This window comes from Comamonas sp. E6 (assembly GCF_001010305.1).
GTDB classification, from domain to species: Bacteria; Pseudomonadota; Gammaproteobacteria; order Burkholderiales; family Burkholderiaceae_C; genus Comamonas; species Comamonas thiooxydans.
On the sequence record NZ_BBXH01000008.1, the window covers coordinates 145,465 to 160,412 of the forward strand.

Here is a 14,948-nt window from a genome sequence, read left to right on the forward strand (position 1 = left end):
ATCGCGCAAACATCGATTCTCTCCTTTGTCTTGATGCAGCACAAAACTTAGTCTTGCTGCACAGCGCAACCGGCGTCGTCACGCTCGCCGGTTGACAGGTTTTTGAGCCATAACAAGGAGTCACAATCATGCGTACACAAGTCGCCATCATCGGTGCCGGTCCCTCGGGGTTGCTGCTGGGGCAGCTGCTCTACAAGGCGGGCATCGACAACATCATCATCGAGCAGCGCAGCGCCGACTATGTGCTGGGCCGCATCCGCGCCGGCGTGCTGGAGCAGGTGACGGTGGATCTGCTCAAGCAGGCGGGTGCCGACAAGCGCATGAATGAGGAAGGTCTGCCTCATGACGGCATCGAGCTGCTGTTCAAGGGCAAGCGCCACCGCATCAATCTGCATGACCTGACCGGCGGCAAGCGCGTGATGGTCTATGGTCAGACCGAGGTGACCCGCGATCTGATGGAAGTGCGCGCCCAGGAGGGCCTGACCACGGTCTACGAGGCCAGCCATGTGCAGCCCGTGGACTTCGAGAGCGACAAGCCCAAGGTGCGTTACGAAAAAGACGGCCAGGTGCACGAGATCGAGTGCGACTTCATCGCCGGCTGCGACGGCTTTCACGGCATCTGCCGCGCCAGCGCTCCTCAGGACAAGATCAAGACCTTCGAGAAGGTCTATCCCTTCGGCTGGCTGGGCCTGCTTTCGGATACGCCGCCCGTGTCGCACGAGCTGATCTATGCCAACACCGAGCGCGGCTTTGCCCTGTGCAGCCAGCGCAGCGCCACGCGCAGCCGCTACTATCTGCAGGTGCCGCTGACCGACAAGGTCGAGGACTGGAGCGACGAAGCGTTCTGGGAGGAGCTCAAGAAGCGCCTGGACCCCGAAGCCCGCGCCAATCTGGTGACCGGCCCATCGCTGGAAAAAAGCATTGCGCCGCTGCGCAGCTTTGTAACTGAGCCCATGCGCTTCGGCCGCATGTTCCTGGCCGGCGATGCCGCGCACATCGTGCCCCCCACCGGCGCCAAGGGTCTGAACCTGGCAGCTTCCGACGTGGGTTATCTGTCGCAAGCCTTTGTCGAGTACTACAAGGAGCAGTCCGAGGCCGGCATCGACCGTTACTCCGAGCAGTGCCTGCGCCGTGTCTGGAAGGCCGAGCGCTTCTCCTGGTGGATGACTTCCATGCTGCACAACTTCCCCGGCGAGGGCGAGTTCAACACGAAGATGCAGGAAGCCGAGCTGGACTACATCGTCCACTCCGAAGCCGGCTCGACCTCGCTGGCCGAGAACTATGTGGGTCTGCCTCTGGTTTAAGCCCGAGACCGCCTGGCCTTCGTCACCGTGGTGATGAAGGCCCGGTGCCCGATTCCGGCGCCTTGCGTTCTGCCTGCATTGCTGTGTGCGATGCAGGCATTTTTTCATCCATGCAATTTGGTTGATGCTGCCTTGCGTAAATTTTGATGCCAAGGCACAAGCCAGCGGGGCTTGCGAGGAGTAAGCTTGCCGACCTTATGGCGCACATCATGTTTTCCCCTCCCTATATTGCCGCTGCCGAGGCAGCCCAGTCCTTGCGCACGCGCGGCTATGCCGTGCTGCAGCCCGAGGACTTCGCCCAGTGGATGGGCCTGAGTGTGGGCGATCTGCACGCCATGGATGCGGACTGGCAGGGGCTGCCGCCCGATGCCTTCCTCAAGGATGGAGGCCGCTATCGCCGCCGCCGCCATTCCTGCTTTGTCAGCGAAGGCGATCAGGTGCAGCAGGTGCCTCATCGCGCCCACTGGCAGCCCGTGGAATACAACGCTCTGCATGGCGGCATGCAGCGCATGTTCGAGCCCATGCAGGACAGCACCACCTCCAGCGCGGCCTGGCTGGCGATGATCAATGCCCTGGGCCAACTGGCCGATCAGGTGTTCTGCACCGACGAGCTGCATGAGCGCTGGTTTGTCGAGGCGCACCAGTTCCGCATCGACACCACGGACGGCATCGGCCGGCCCACGCCCGAAGGCGCGCACCGCGACGGCGTCGACCTGGTTGCCGTACTGCTGGTGGGGCGCAAGGGCGTCAAAGGGGGCGAGACCCGCGTCTTCGAGGCGAGCGGTCCCAACGGCCAGCGCTTCACGCTGACCGAGCCCTGGTCGGTGATGTTGCTCGACGATGCGCGCATGATTCATGAGACCACGCCGATTCAACCCGTCGAGCACGGCGGCGTGCGCGACACCCTGGTGCTGACCTATCGCCGCGGCAACTTCCAGGGTGCCGAGCTCCAGGAGCAGCAGGGTCAGGCTGCTTGATTGATCCGGACGCCTTTGTTCGGAAAATTTGAGCAAAACTGTAACGTGCTCAATACGTCAAAGTGACGTCATCAACACTGCATGATGCAGGCTTGTCGCGGCGAAGCTTTCGCCTCTTCGAGTCTTCCCTGCATCCAACAAGCCAGATCAGCTGGCCAACACCACGCCTTGCAGAGCGTGGTTTTTTATATGAATCGTTTTTACGCCCTTAGTATTTCAGTGCTGACCGCTCTTGTCACAGTAGCGGCCTGCAAGCCTTCGCAAGATCGTCCGGCGCAGGCGGCCTACACCAAGGAGCCCACGATCTACTTTCGCAATGGCCTTGAGATTACCCTCGGCGATGCCTCGGTACCGATTCACGGCGTGGAGGAGTGCCCTTATGGTCTGGCCGCGCCGGCCGGGGCCGTGGTCGAGCTCAATGATGCCAAGTGCATTCGACTCTCGGACGATACCAAGCAGATCGTCGTGATGCTGGACATGCCGGGCGGCATCGTCCGGGAGGAATGGACCGTGCGCCGCGATGCGCCCAGCAAGCCCCATGAGCCAGCCTTCAAGAATGTATCCCTGCTGCGCCCAGACGGCACTCGCATCACGATCACCGACAAGTCCGACACTCTTTTGGACAAATGCTACGAATACCAGACGGCCCATGTCTGTATCTGAATCAGACCTCAGTCAGCGTGAACTTCAGGGTTGATTCATGTCAACACGCTGAGGCATGATGAAGGCAGACTCAACGCTATTTCAAGAGCGGCATCTGCCCCGGGCCTCTGGCTTGACGTCCTTGTCGCCTGCAACCTGAAAGGAGAAACATATGTCCATGTTCAATCACATTCTGGTTCCGGTCGACGGCTCCAAGCCCTCCATGCTGGCGGCACACAAGGCCGCAGAGCTTTCCAAGGTCTTCGGCAGCGCCGTGACGGCGGTGTATGTGGTCGATCCCTATCCTTTCACCGGCGTGGGCGCCGACTTTGCCTACGGCCAGTCACAGTATCTGAGCGCGGCCACCGCCGAAGCCAACACCGCCCTGGATGCGGTCAAGGCCATCATGGATGAGGCAGGCGTGCCCGTGAAGACGCTGGTGGGCGAGGGCCATGCGGTGCATGAAGGCATTGTGCGCACCATGGAAAGCGTGGGTGCCGATCTCGTCGTCATGGGCTCGCAGGGGCGACGCGGCCTTGAGAAGCTGATGCTGGGCAGCGTCACGCAGCGCGTGCTTGGCGCCGTGCGTGTGCCGGTGCTGGTCGTGCGCGAGTGAGCGCGAGGCGGCTGCCCACGAAGCAACGGCTCCTCAGGGAGCCGTTTTTCTTGTGAGCAAGGGTGCTCAGCGACTGAGCAGCCGGGCCAGCCAGCCTTTTTTCTTGCGCTGCAATTCCAGCTCCTGTAGCACTTCCGCCTTGAGTCGTTCTTTTTCTGCCGTGTGTCCGCTCTCTTTGGACATCATGCGCAGATAGACCTTGGCCGAGTCCACATAGCCATGGTCTTCGTTGCGGATGTGGTTGAACAGCCAGCGCGAGAGCATGCCATGCAGTTCGGCGGCCACATCCTCACCCGCATCGAAGCGGGTCTGCATCTCGATCACGCGGCGCGTGAACAGCTCGTGCACTTTTTTGTGCGGCCCTGCGAACATATAGCCGGCGCTCTCGATCAGGCTTTCCTCGAAGACGAAGTGCGAGACGGTGTAGTCGATCATCTCGCCGATGACATCGCCCAGCCCTTCGCGATCTGGCGAGCTGCGCAACTCGTAAAGCCGGTTGATGTAATCGACGATGCGGCGGTGCTGCCGGTCGATCTCCGCAATCCCGGTGTCCAGTTCGGGGACCCAGACCAGCAATGCCATGATGTTCTCCAGAAATTCAAGGGTTTCCGGAGAAGTATTCACGAGCCTGTCATATGCCGCATTGATTCAGATCAGGTCTATCCGCGCCAGGCAGGGCGGCGCGAATCCTGAGCGCCGCGTCGGGATGTCACTCGATCTTGGCGCCCGAGGATTCGACGACCTGTTTGGACTGCTTGAAGTCGGCCTGGAACATCTTGTCGAAGCTGGCTGCGCTCATGGACTGGGGCTCGGCACCCTGGGTCAGAATGGCCTCGCGCATCTCGGGCATGGCCAGCAGCTTGTTCACTTCGACATTGACCTTGGTCACGATGGCTGCGGGTGTGCCCTTGGGCATGAACAGGCCGTACCAGGTACTCACATCAAAGCCCTTGAGACCGGACTCGGCCAGTGTTGGGGTGTCTGGCAGCGAGGACGAGCGCTTTGCCGAGGTCACGGCGATGGCGCGCAGCTTGCCGGCCTTGATCTGGGCTATGGCCGAGGGGACGGAGGACACCAGCAGATCCACATTGCCGGCCAGTGCATCCATCATCGCGGGGTTGGAGCCTTTATAGGGCACGTGAGTCAGATGAATGTCCGAGGCCTTTTCCAGCATCACGCCGGCCAGGTGGATGCTGGTGCCGTTGCCGGGCGAGCCGTAGGTGATCTTGGACGGGTTCTTCTTGGCTGCAGCCACCACGTCGGCCAGCGTCTTGTACGGCGAGTTGGCGGCCGTGGCGATCACGATGGGGGTGTAGGCCACATGAGCCACGGGGGTCAGATCCTTGCTGGGGTTCCAGGGCAGGTTCTTGTAGAGGTAGGGGCCAAGGACCACATTGTCCTTCTGGCCCATCACCATGTCATAGCCCGTGGGCGCCGCCTTGACCGCTTCGGTGATACCGATGGTGCCGCCTGCACCCGCACGGTTGTCGGGCACCACGGTCCATTTGCTGACTTCGGTGAGCTTGCTGGCAATCACGCGCGAGAGGATGTCGGTGCCGCCGCCAGGTGGGAACGGCACGATCATGCGCACGGGCTTGTTGGGGTAGTCGGCTGCGGGGTCTTGTGCAGCGGCTGAAAAGCTCAGGCCCGCGCTTGCGATCACGGCTGTGCTGATGAGAATTTGGCGAATCATGAAAAAGAAGCTCCAGAGACGAACGGGGGAGCGCTGGCCCGCAAACAAGGGCGGCGCAGTCGCGGCTGGTGCCTGAGCCTTGAGCTCGGCAGCCAGAGTCACGGAAGGTGGGCTTTTCGATGATCGGGGACGGTGGTTCCGCCATCAATGGGTATTTGTCTTTACCGGGGAGCGCGAGCCATGCCGTACGGACATGATCGCCATCCGCACGCGCTGCACGACAGGGTTGCTGCCGTTGCTAGCACGGAGGCAGCGTACCGATCGGGTGTCGCTGTCTTTGTGGCCCACGGGTGCGGATTGTGGTTCTGCGCACAGCCACGGAGGCTGCTGCAGACCAGTGGAAACATTCTGCCACGCATGAAAGACTTGCCAGGGCTTGGTTCGAGAATAGGCTGCGCCTGTTTCCAGATTTTTTGCTTGGTCCGGCAGTTCATGGCAACAAGAGCTGCAGGTGCCTTTGGTCATTGGTTTGGATAAGGCGGCTGCAGCCATGTTTTGGAGTCCAGCTGTTCTGAGTGCTATCTCAAGCCTGGCGTACGTCGGCAACCACCTGGTCGCCGAAGTCCGGTCGTGCCAGCCAGGCCAGCACGCGGGCTGCGGCGTCATCGGCCGAGGTCAGCTGCCCGTTGCTGTGCAGACCAGCAAAACGCCCCACGTCAGGGAAGTCGGTTGAAGCTGCGCTGCGCAGTTGTACCTGCATATCGGTGTCGATGACGCCTGGCGCCAGAGACACAATGCGTGCGCCGTTGGGCTTGGCCGCCTCTTCCAGCGCCACGCAGCTGCTGAACTGGTCCATGCCGGCCTTGGCCGTGCAATAGCTGGCTTGCGAGGCCATGGCGCGGCGGCCCAGGCCCGAGGAGATATTGAGCACCTTGCGGGGAATCCGCCAGCTTTCGGTTGCTCCGAGAAAGGCTCCGGTCAGGGCCATGGGAGCCTCAAGACCCACGCGCAGGGCATTGATCATGTCGGCTGAAGGCACCTGGGACAGTGGCGCAATCTGCGGGATGACGCCCGCATTGTTGATCAGGGTGATGCTGGCCCATTCACGCGGATCTATCGTGCCTAGCCAGGTCGCCAGGCGCTGCGCAGCAGCAGCGCTTTGTGCCAGGTCTTGCTCCCATTGCAATAGCTGTGCAGGCTTGCTGGCGCTGGAGGCTAGGGCGGCGCTGGTCTTGCGGGCAATGCTCAGCAACTGATGGCCTTGCTGCAGCAGTTGCTGTCCCATGGACAGGCCCATGCCGCGAGAGCCACCGGTCAGAATCGTTAAGTGCTTTGTCATGCGAAGCATCTTACGGTTGATTGAAGACTGAAAAGAGCAAGCCCCGCAAGACTTGCGTCCGGCGGGGCCTGGCAATGACCTCAGATGAGGTCAGTGAGCTGTCAATGACCCAGATAGGCCTTGCGCACCTCGTCATTGCTCAGCAGGTTGACACCGCTGTCCTCCAGCACCACCTTGCCGGTTTCCAGCACATAGCCTCGGTCGGCAATCTGCAGGGCGCGGTTGGCATTCTGCTCGACCAGGAACACCGTCACACCCGCTGCGCGGATGGTCTGAATGATCTCGAAGATCTGCGCAATGATGAGCGGCGCCAGGCCCAGTGTGGGTTCGTCCAGCAACAGCAGGCGCGGCTTGCTCATCAGTGCGCGGCCTATGGCCAGCATCTGCTGCTCGCCGCCCGACATGGTGCCCGAGCGTTGCGCTGCGCGCTCCTTCAAACGAGGAAAGAGCTTGAACACATGCTCGACGCCGTCGGCGATCTCGGCCTTGCTCAGGAAAAAGCCGCCCATCTGCAGGTTCTCGGTCACCGTCAGGTCCTTGAAGACACGACGGCCTTCGGGCGAGATGGCAATGCCGCGGCGCATGATGTGATGGGTGGACATCTGGGTGATGTCCTCGCCCTCGAACAGAATGCGCCCGCCGCTGGCACGAGGGTTGCCGCAGACCGTCATCAGAAGCGATGTCTTGCCAGCACCATTGCTGCCGATGAGGGTGACGATCTCGCCCTGATCGACATGCAGGCTGACATGATTGACCGCGCAGATCGCGCCGTAATGGGTGGAGACCTGCTCCAGTTGCAACATATGCTGGCTCATCAGGCCTCTCCCAGATAGGCCTTGATGACCCGTTCATCATTGCGAATCGCCTCGGGCAGGCCCATGGCGATGGGCTTGCCGTATTCCATGACCAGAATGCGCTCGGACACTCCCATGACCAGGCCCATATCGTGCTCGATCAGCAGCACGGCCACGCCGTACTGTTTGCGCAGATCGTCGATCAGATGCTGCAGGTCTTTCTTCTCCTGCGGGTTCAGGCCGGCGGCGGGCTCGTCCAGCATCAGCACGCGAGGCTTGGTGATCATGCAGCGCGCAATCTCCAGCCGGCGCTGGTGACCATAGGCCAGATTGCCGGCCTCGCGGTTGGCAAACTGCCGCAGGCCCATCACGTCCAGCCATTGGAGCGCGTTGTCGATCTTTTCCTGTTCGGCACGGCGATAGCCCGGCGTGTTGAACAGGCCGCCGAGCAGCGTGGCGCGCGACTGGCGGTGCTGTGCGACCAGCAGGTTTTCCAGCGCCGTCATGCTCTTGAACAGGCGCACGTTCTGGAATGTGCGCACCACACCGTGGTTGGCGACCTGGTGGCTGCTGTGGCCTGCAATGCTCTGGCCGTCCAGAACGACCGAGCCGCCCGAGGGCTGGTAGAAACCGCTGATGCAGTTGAATACCGTGGTCTTGCCCGCGCCGTTGGGGCCGATGATGGCAAACACTTCCTGAGGGCGTACGTTAAAGCCCACGTTGTCCACGGCCAGCAGGCCGCCGAAGCGCATGCACAGGTCTTTGACTTCCAGCAAATACTCGCTCATGCGTTTGCCCTGCCTGTGGTTGTAGTTATTGAAATAATAGCGTTCAGGTGCAGCTTCATGACTTCACCTCCACTTGGTGTCGCTTCATGGGCAGCAGGCCCTGGGGACGCCAGACCATCATCAAAATCATGACCAGACCGAAGATCAGCATGCGGTATTCAGAGAACTCGCGTGCCAGCTCGGGCAGTACGGTGAGGATGATGGCGGCCACGATCACGCCCAGCTGAGAGCCCATGCCACCCAGCACCACAATGGCCAGAATCAGGGCCGACTCGATGAAGGTGAAGGACTCGGGATTGACGATGCCCTGGCGAGCGGCGAAGAAGGCGCCGCCGAAACCCGCGAACATGGCGCCCAGCGTGAAGGCCGAGAGCTTGATCTTCATGGGGTTGAGGCCCAACGAACGGCAGGCGATTTCATCCTCGCGCAGCGCTTCCCAGGCGCGGCCTATGGGCATGCGGATCAGGCGGTTGCTGATGAACAGCGTCACCATGGCCAGCAGCAAGGCCATCAGGTAGACGAAGATCACCATGTGCATGGAGTTGAACTCCATACCGAAGAACTGATGAAATGTCGTGCCGTCCTCGGTCAGGGGCGAGCGGGTCATGGGCAGGCCCAGCACCGTAGGCTTCGGGATACTGGAGATGCCGTCGGGACCGCCCGTGAAGCTGGTCAGATTGGTCAGCAGCAGGCGGATGATCTCACCGAAACCCAGCGTCACGATGGCCAGATAGTCACCGCGCAGGCGCAGCACGGGAAAGCCCAGCACGAAGCCGAACAGAGCCGAGGCTGCGCCGGCCAGCGGCAGCGCTTCCCAGAACGTCCAGCCAGCCCAGTGGAACAGCAGCGCATAGGTGTAGGCGCCCACGGCATAGAAGCCCACAAAGCCCAGGTCCAGCAGGCCGGCAAAGCCGACCACCACATTCAGACCCAGGCCCAGCATGACGTAAATCATGGCCAGAGTCGCGATGTCGACGGCATTGCGGCCCGCGAAGAATGGCCAGGAGGCGGCCATCATCAGCACCACAAAGATGACGATGTTGCGTGTGCCCGACTTCATCTGCGGGACTGCCGGCAGATTGACCTTGGGCAGCTTGCCGGCGAGCAGGGGCTTGAGCATCTGCACGACGAAGATGGCAAGGCAGGCCCAGCCGGTCATGCTCCAGTCGGGGGTGATGATGGTGCGCACGCCGGCGCGCTCCAGGTGCAGGCTGAAGATGGGGGTGACGACGATGGCCGTCATCACGGTGGCGATCAGCGCATCGCGCAAAGCGGCGGAAAAGCTGTACTTCATCAGACTTTCTCCACTTCAGGTTTGCCCAGCAGGCCCGAGGGGCGGAACATCAATATGGTCACCAGCAGGCCGAAAGCCACGATGTCCTTGTATTCCGACGAGATGTAGGCGGCTGCAAAGGTCTCGGCTACGCCCAGGATCACACCGCCCAGCATGGCGCCGGGGATGGAGCCTATGCCGCCCAGCACGGCGGCCGTGAAGGCCTTGATGCCGGCGAGGAAGCCGATGAAGGGATTGAGCTTGCCCACAGCCAGCGCAATCAGCACGCCGCCCACGGCGGCCAGCACGGCACCCAGCACAAAGGTGAAGGAGATGACCTTGTTGGTATCTATGCCCAGCAGATTGGCCATGTGCATATCCTGAGCGCAGGCGCGCGAGGCACGGCCCATGCGCGAATGCTTGATGTACATGGTCAGTGCAATCATCAGCACCACGGTCACCGCGATGATGAGCACGCGGGTATAAGGGATGAAGACCTCGAAATTGCCCATGTGGAAATTGATGGCGCCCGGCAGCAGCGAAGGCACGGCCATATCGCGCGCACCCTGGCCCAGAGCCACCCAGTTCTGCAGGAATATGGACATGCCGATGGCCGAGATCAGCGCGACCAGGCGCGGGCTCTGGCGCACGGGCTTGTAGGCCACCTGTTCGACGACCAGGCCGTAGACGCCGGTTACGAATACGGCCACCACGAGCATCAGGCCGATGATGGCCCATATGGGCAGACCGCTTTGCGTGCCAATCGCCGAAAGCGTCACGAGGCCTATATAGGCCCCGATCATGTAGATGTCACCGTGTGCGAAATTGATCATGCCGATGATGCCGTAGACCATGGTGTAGCCAATGGCGATCAGGGCGTAAATGGCTCCGAGTGAGAGCCCGTTGAATAGCTGTTGTATCAGCTGGGGGAGAAAGTCTGACATGTAACGCCACCCTTGAAACAGGAAAAGGCCCGAGGGCCAGATAACAAACATCCGGAGGCATGGCCCCTGCCATTGCCTCCGGAGAGAGTGGTGGAATTACTTGGCGAGCGATTTGCTGCCGTCCTTGTGCCACTGGAAGACCTGGAAATCGAAGGAGTTCAGGTCACCCTGCTTGTTCCAGGACACGGGGCCCAGCACGGTGTCCACGCCGGTGGATTTGTGCATCCAGTCCGCCACCTTGGCGGGGTTGTCGCCAGCGGCCTTGATGGCGGCCAGCAGCGATTGAGTTGCGGCAAACGAAGTCAGCTGGAAGGCACCCGAAGCATTGCGCTTCTTGTCCTGGAAGGCCTTGACCACGGCGGCGTTCTTGGGGTTGGCGGCAAAGTCGGCGGGCAGAGTCACCAGCATGCCTTCGACGGCAGGGCCTGCAATGGCGTTGACTTCGGGGTTGCCCACGCCTTCAGGGCCCATCATCTTGACCTTCAGACCTTGCTCGGCAGCCTGACGCAGCAGCAGACCCATTTCGGGGTGGTAGCCGCCGTAATAGACAAAGTCCACGCCTGCGCCCTTGAGCTTGGTGATGACGGCGGAGTAGTCGCTGTCGCCTGCGTTGATGCCCTCAAACAGAGCCACGTCGATCTTGGCCTTCTTCAGGTCGTCACGCACGGAAGAGGCAATGCCCTGGCCGTAAGACTGCTTGTCGTGCAGCACGGCAACCTTTTTGGGCTTGAGCTTCTCGGCAATGAACTTGGCGGCCGCCGGGCCCTGCTGGTCGTCACGGCCAATGGTGCGGAAGATGAAGTGGTAGTTCTTGCCGTCGGTCAGAGCGGGCGAGGTGGCAGAAGGAGTGACGACCACCACGCCTTCGTTGTTGTAGATGGGCGCTGCGGCAATCGAGGCACCCGAGCAGACGGGGCCGACCACATAGCCGATCTTGTTGTTGACCACGCGGTTGGCAGCGACGGGGCCTTGCTTGGGTTCGCAGGCATCGTCCACGGGTACCAGCTCGATCTTCTTGCCATTGACACCGCCAGCGGCATTGGCCATTTCAACGGCGGTGGTGGCGCCTTCCTTGACCATGTCGCCGTACTGGGTCAGCGCACCGGTGGTGGGGATGACCAGGGCGATCTTGATTTGGGCATGCGCGGTGGAGACCAGGGCGGCACCAGCCAGGCCCAGGGCGGCAACAACGGTTTGCATGCGGAACGGAATGCTCATGAGGACTTCCTTAATCTCGAGAGATGTTCGAAAAGCGCGATTGCTGCCATAGCAGTTCGCGCAAAGAAGCTCAGATTAATCGAGTGGTCAACGAAGGCAACAGGGTATGCAGGGGCTGGTGCAGGCTTTCGGTTTTTGCTATGTCGTGCATAGCAGCTAGTACGCAAGGGCTATGGCGCAGCCTGCATTTGTGATGTATACGCACAGTCCATGCCTGAACTGTAGGCAAGTATCTGCATCAGCGGTCTTTTTGTGCGGATTTCTGTCCTGCCCCAGCGCAGTTCTGAAGGGTTTTTTGTTGCGGCGTGGCAACTTTGAGAGCTTGACGGCTGCTGCCGATTTGAGGGGGATTAAAAAAGTGGATCGCTTTTTAGCTGCAGCAGTCCGCCGGTGACCGGGTGCACCAGCTCCAGTGCTGCCGCATGTAGCAACAGGCGTGGGCTGGCGCAGGCCACGGCTTCGCTGGCATATAGCGCATCGCCCAGCATGGGATGGCCTATGGCCGCCATATGCAGGCGCAATTGATGGGTGCGCCCCGTCAGCGGGCTCAGCAAAACCCGGGTGCAGGGTATTCCTGGTTGGACGGTGTGCTCGATCACCTGCCACAGCGTTTGGCTGCTTTTGCCGGTTTCGTGGTTGATGACACGCAGCGGCCGACGCTCCCAGTCGGCCGCAATCGGCAGGTCTATCAGTTGCCAGCCCCTGTCATTCGCTGCTTCGCTGTGCGCCTGCAACTCGCCGGCCACTACGGCGATATAGCGCTTGTCGACCTTGCGTTCGGCAAAGGCCTGGCTGAGCTGGCGTTGGACGGCCGGATTGCGAGCCATGACGACCAGACCCGATGTGGCCTGATCGAGCCGGTGCACGACCAGTGCATCGCCGAAATGCCGGAGGGCACGCAGGCTCAGGCAGTCTTGCTTGTCGGGGCCGCGACCGGGCACGCACAGCAGGCCCGAGGGCTTGTCGAGCACCAGCAGGTGCTCGTCTTCATACACACAGTTCAACGCACTCATTCAAACAGCTATCGATTGCTTCAGGGGTTGAGCAGTTCATGCACAGTGGCACAGAACTCCTGCACATCGTTGGGCTTGTGGATCAAGGCTCTGGCTCCGGCTGCAATCGCAGCCTGCTCGATTTCGGCCGTCACATAGCCGGAGGCCAGTGCAACCGGCAGTTGAGGGCTGATCTGCAGAGCCTGTCTGAGCAGGTCCAGTCCGCTGAAACCGGGCATGTTGTAGTCGGTGACTATGAGGTCAAAACGCTGTGGCTCCTCATGCAGGGCGGCCATGGCCTCATGGGGATCGGTAAAGCCCGAGACTTCATAGCCGCGACGGCGCAGCAGGCGCTGAAACAGGAAGACCAGAGCCTGATCGTCGTCCACATACATGACATGGCTGGCGCGCGTGGCCAGGACAGGTTCGGGCAGCGGGGCTTCGGGCTTGTCCATGCGCATGGGCGGCAGCGCAGAGTGGCTGGAAGTCGGGTCGCTGAGAGGAAAGTACAGCGTGAAGCAACTGCCCTGGCCCAGTTCGCTGTGCACATCGACAGCGCCGCCATGGGTGCGCATCACGCCATGTACGACCGAGAGGCCCAGGCCTGTGCCCTGGCCGACCGGTTTGGTGGTGAAAAAAGGCTCGAAGATGCGTCGCTGAGTCGCGACGTCCATGCCTGGGCCGGAGTCCTGCACCATGAAGACCAGGTATTCGGCCACGGCCAGACCCAGGCGTTCGCATTGGTAGCTGTCGGGAGCAATGCGCATGGCCCGCATCTGGATGATGCCGCGCTGACTGCCAATGGCCTGCATGGCGTTGTTGCAGAGATTGAACAGCGCCTGTTCCACCTGAGTGGGGTCGGCCAGCAGCGGCGGCAGATCGTTGGACTCCTGCACCTGCAGCTCTATGGAGGGAGGCAGAGTCACGCGCAGCAGGCGAGCCGTGTCGGACATGACTTCCTGCACCTGAACCGGACGGCGTTCGGGCAGGTCATTGCGGCTGAAGGTCAGAATCTGGCGCACCAGATCGCGGGCGCGGCGACCGGCCTTTTCGATCTCGCGCAGGCTTTCCATGGCAGCCGGGTTGCCGCAGCTATCGGCCTTGGCCAGCTCCACATTGCCCAGGATTGCGCCCACGATGTTGTTGAAGTCGTGGGCAATCCCGCCGGCCATGGTACCTACGGCCTGCATCTTGTGGGATTCGCGCAGCTGGGTTTCCAGCGCATTGCGCTGGGCTTCGGCGCGATTGCGGCTGGTCAGGTCGCGCGCAAAGATGGTGGTGGTGTCGCCGCTGCTGTGGTGTTCGAAGGAGACGCTGATTTCCATGGGAATCTCACGCCCCGACAGGGTCAGCCCCGTCATCTCGCCTAGCACGGCCTGTGTGGTCAGCGAGGAAAAAGCCAGTGCCCGAGCGGCATCGGGTAAAAAGCGCTCCAGCGGGCTGCCCAGGGCATCCTGAGGCGAGCACAGAAACAGGGCCGCCGCCGTGGGGTTGAAGACAGTGATGCGCTGATGCTGATCGACGCAGATGATGGCGTCCAGCGCGGAGTTGATGACCGACTCCAGTCGCCTCTCGCTGGCATAAAGCTGCTGGTTGCGCTCTTGCAGCGCCTTGCGCTCGGCAAGCAGCGGGCCCTGGTTGACAACGGCGCACAAATACTGCCAGGTGGCCGGACCGTTTTGCTGGGGCACGACCACGCCGGCCACATGCAGGTCGCCGCAGAGCTCGAATTCTTCGGTGATCTGGAACAGAACCTCGTGTACCTCGGCGCGTCCCATCGCCTTGGCCTGCTCGAAGGCCGTAGTCACGCGCTCTGCGTCGTTGACATGCACAAAGGGCTTGAAGTTGATCAGCAGCCGGTCTTTTTCGGTGGGCTGAAATGCGCGGTGAGCCATGGCATTGGCCTGGACCACCATATCGTATTCATCAACCACCAGCAGCGGCAGCGGAATGCTTGCAAACAGCGTTTCAAACCGCTCCGATGCGCTCTCGGCCACGGCCTGGCTGTAATTGAGTACCTCGTTTTGCAGCTCCAGCTCGTGCTGGTAGTTGCGCAACTCCGCCACCAGGGCCTGCAGCGGGTCTTCATCCTCCGGCACCAATGGCTGGGTGTTGGCGCTCAGGCCCAGCGGCGCAGCACCGGGGGCCAGCAGGGCATGCAGAGGCAGGCCGCCATCAATGACTGGCAGCAAGGGAGGGGGAGTGGGTTCAGAGGAGCTCATGAGACAGGCAGAAGACCTCGGCAGTGTAAGCCGGTCCCTGCACCTGCTCTTTAAAAAGGCGGGCAGTCAACCGGTATTCAGGCAACTCGATGCTCGGTTTGGCGGCAGCAACGCCGATTGCGTTGATGTCGTGAATACATTCACTGCCGGCGAACAGCAATGGGCTGGCTGGTGTTCGACATTGCTTGAGCATAAAAAAGCCAGTG

15 protein-coding genes are annotated in these 14,948 nt (G+C 61.4%); 4 read left to right on the top strand and 11 right to left on the bottom strand.

Going from position 1 to position 14,948, the window contains the following annotated elements:
* Positions 1–128 precede the first annotated feature (128 nt).
* From pobA to CSE6_RS07365, 4 genes are all read left to right on the top strand, one after another.
* Positions 129–1,304 (top strand): 4-hydroxybenzoate 3-monooxygenase, encoded by a 1,176-nt coding sequence (pobA, locus tag CSE6_RS07350; protein WP_059440221.1) that lies wholly within the window; start codon positions 129–131, stop codon positions 1,302–1,304.
* 197 nt (positions 1,305–1,501) lie between these two features.
* Positions 1,502–2,281, top strand: a complete 780-nt coding sequence (locus CSE6_RS07355) for a 2OG-Fe dioxygenase family protein (protein ID WP_059440222.1) — start codon at positions 1,502–1,504, stop codon at positions 2,279–2,281.
* Positions 2,282–2,470: 189 nt separating this feature from the next.
* Entirely contained in the window at positions 2,471–2,944 is a 474-nt protein-coding gene (locus CSE6_RS07360) for a hypothetical protein (RefSeq protein WP_059440223.1), read from the top strand.
* A gap of 157 nt (positions 2,945–3,101) precedes the next feature.
* Positions 3,102–3,539: a universal stress protein gene (locus tag CSE6_RS07365; protein ID WP_034352575.1), complete on the top strand. Its 438-nt coding sequence runs from the start codon at positions 3,102–3,104 to the stop codon at positions 3,537–3,539.
* Between the two features lie 66 nt (positions 3,540–3,605).
* Here CSE6_RS07365 and CSE6_RS07370 read toward each other — a convergent pair whose 3' ends face one another.
* The 11 genes from CSE6_RS07370 to CSE6_RS07420 all read right to left on the bottom strand — a co-directional run bounded on the left by CSE6_RS07370 (position 3,606) and on the right by CSE6_RS07420 (position 14,935).
* On the bottom strand, positions 3,606–4,163 hold the full coding sequence (locus CSE6_RS07370; RefSeq protein ID WP_224650880.1) for a bacteriohemerythrin: 558 nt from the start codon (positions 4,161–4,163) through the stop codon (positions 3,606–3,608).
* Between the two features lie 85 nt (positions 4,164–4,248).
* The gene (locus CSE6_RS07375) at positions 4,249–5,232 is read right to left on the bottom strand and encodes a tripartite tricarboxylate transporter substrate binding protein (RefSeq protein ID WP_059440291.1); all 984 of its coding nucleotides are present in this window, start codon (positions 5,230–5,232) and stop codon (positions 4,249–4,251) included.
* A 523-nt stretch (positions 5,233–5,755) separates the two neighbouring features.
* Positions 5,756–6,520: an SDR family NAD(P)-dependent oxidoreductase gene (locus CSE6_RS07380; protein ID WP_080771240.1), complete on the bottom strand. Its 765-nt coding sequence runs from the start codon at positions 6,518–6,520 to the stop codon at positions 5,756–5,758.
* 92 nt (positions 6,521–6,612) lie between these two features.
* Positions 6,613–7,326, bottom strand: a complete 714-nt coding sequence (locus CSE6_RS07385; RefSeq protein WP_034352393.1) for an ABC transporter ATP-binding protein — start codon at positions 7,324–7,326, stop codon at positions 6,613–6,615.
* Complete coding sequence (gene livG / locus CSE6_RS07390; RefSeq protein WP_003079486.1) at positions 7,326–8,093, bottom strand: high-affinity branched-chain amino acid ABC transporter ATP-binding protein LivG; 768 nt, start codon at positions 8,091–8,093, stop codon at positions 7,326–7,328. The genes CSE6_RS07385 and livG overlap by 1 nt, the downstream gene beginning before the upstream one ends.
* Positions 8,094–8,148: 55 nt before the next feature.
* Positions 8,149–9,387 carry a high-affinity branched-chain amino acid ABC transporter permease LivM gene (locus CSE6_RS07395; protein ID WP_039048678.1) on the bottom strand — a complete coding sequence of 413 codons (1,239 nt, stop codon included), beginning with the start codon at positions 9,385–9,387 and terminating at the stop codon, positions 8,149–8,151.
* Positions 9,387–10,310: a high-affinity branched-chain amino acid ABC transporter permease LivH gene (gene livH, locus CSE6_RS07400; protein ID WP_004340658.1), complete on the bottom strand. Its 924-nt coding sequence runs from the start codon at positions 10,308–10,310 to the stop codon at positions 9,387–9,389. Before livH ends, CSE6_RS07395 begins: the two co-directional genes overlap by 1 nt.
* Before the next feature lie 96 nt (positions 10,311–10,406).
* Positions 10,407–11,528, bottom strand: coding sequence for a branched-chain amino acid ABC transporter substrate-binding protein (locus CSE6_RS07405; RefSeq protein ID WP_034352399.1), 1,122 nt, complete (start codon positions 11,526–11,528; stop codon positions 10,407–10,409).
* Between the two features lie 350 nt (positions 11,529–11,878).
* Positions 11,879–12,541 carry an RluA family pseudouridine synthase gene (locus CSE6_RS07410; protein ID WP_034352402.1) on the bottom strand — a complete coding sequence of 221 codons (663 nt, stop codon included), beginning with the start codon at positions 12,539–12,541 and terminating at the stop codon, positions 11,879–11,881.
* A 20-nt stretch (positions 12,542–12,561) separates the two neighbouring features.
* Positions 12,562–14,742, bottom strand: coding sequence for an ATP-binding protein (locus tag CSE6_RS07415; protein WP_034405429.1), 2,181 nt, complete (start codon positions 14,740–14,742; stop codon positions 12,562–12,564).
* Positions 14,729–14,935: a hypothetical protein gene (locus CSE6_RS07420; protein WP_193751101.1), complete on the bottom strand. Its 207-nt coding sequence runs from the start codon at positions 14,933–14,935 to the stop codon at positions 14,729–14,731. The genes CSE6_RS07415 and CSE6_RS07420 overlap by 14 nt, the downstream gene beginning before the upstream one ends.
* Between the last annotated feature and the right edge of the window lie 13 nt (positions 14,936–14,948).

Excerpts from the sequence above, each read along its gene's own strand:
- pobA (WP_059440221.1), top strand. The coding sequence starts at position 129 with ATGCGTACACAAGTCGCCATCATCGGTGCCGGTCCCTCGGGGTTGCTG.
- CSE6_RS07355 (WP_059440222.1), top strand. The coding sequence starts at position 1,502 with ATGGCGCACATCATGTTTTCCCCTCCCTATATTGCCGCTGCCGAGGCA.
- CSE6_RS07360 (WP_059440223.1), top strand. The coding sequence starts at position 2,471 with ATGAATCGTTTTTACGCCCTTAGTATTTCAGTGCTGACCGCTCTTGTC.
- CSE6_RS07365 (WP_034352575.1), top strand. The coding sequence starts at position 3,102 with ATGTTCAATCACATTCTGGTTCCGGTCGACGGCTCCAAGCCCTCCATG.
- CSE6_RS07375 (WP_059440291.1), bottom strand. The coding sequence starts at position 5,232 with ATGATTCGCCAAATTCTCATCAGCACAGCCGTGATCGCAAGCGCGGGC.
- CSE6_RS07380 (WP_080771240.1), bottom strand. The coding sequence starts at position 6,520 with ATGCTTCGCATGACAAAGCACTTAACGATTCTGACCGGTGGCTCTCGC.
- CSE6_RS07385 (WP_034352393.1), bottom strand. The coding sequence starts at position 7,326 with ATGAGCCAGCATATGTTGCAACTGGAGCAGGTCTCCACCCATTACGGC.
- livG (WP_003079486.1), bottom strand. The coding sequence starts at position 8,093 with ATGAGCGAGTATTTGCTGGAAGTCAAAGACCTGTGCATGCGCTTCGGC.
- CSE6_RS07395 (WP_039048678.1), bottom strand. The coding sequence starts at position 9,387 with ATGAAGTACAGCTTTTCCGCCGCTTTGCGCGATGCGCTGATCGCCACC.
- livH (WP_004340658.1), bottom strand. The coding sequence starts at position 10,310 with ATGTCAGACTTTCTCCCCCAGCTGATACAACAGCTATTCAACGGGCTC.
- CSE6_RS07405 (WP_034352399.1), bottom strand. The coding sequence starts at position 11,528 with ATGAGCATTCCGTTCCGCATGCAAACCGTTGTTGCCGCCCTGGGCCTG.
- CSE6_RS07410 (WP_034352402.1), bottom strand. The coding sequence starts at position 12,541 with ATGAGTGCGTTGAACTGTGTGTATGAAGACGAGCACCTGCTGGTGCTC.
- CSE6_RS07415 (WP_034405429.1), bottom strand. The coding sequence starts at position 14,742 with ATGAGCTCCTCTGAACCCACTCCCCCTCCCTTGCTGCCAGTCATTGAT.
- CSE6_RS07420 (WP_193751101.1), bottom strand. The coding sequence starts at position 14,935 with ATGCTCAAGCAATGTCGAACACCAGCCAGCCCATTGCTGTTCGCCGGC.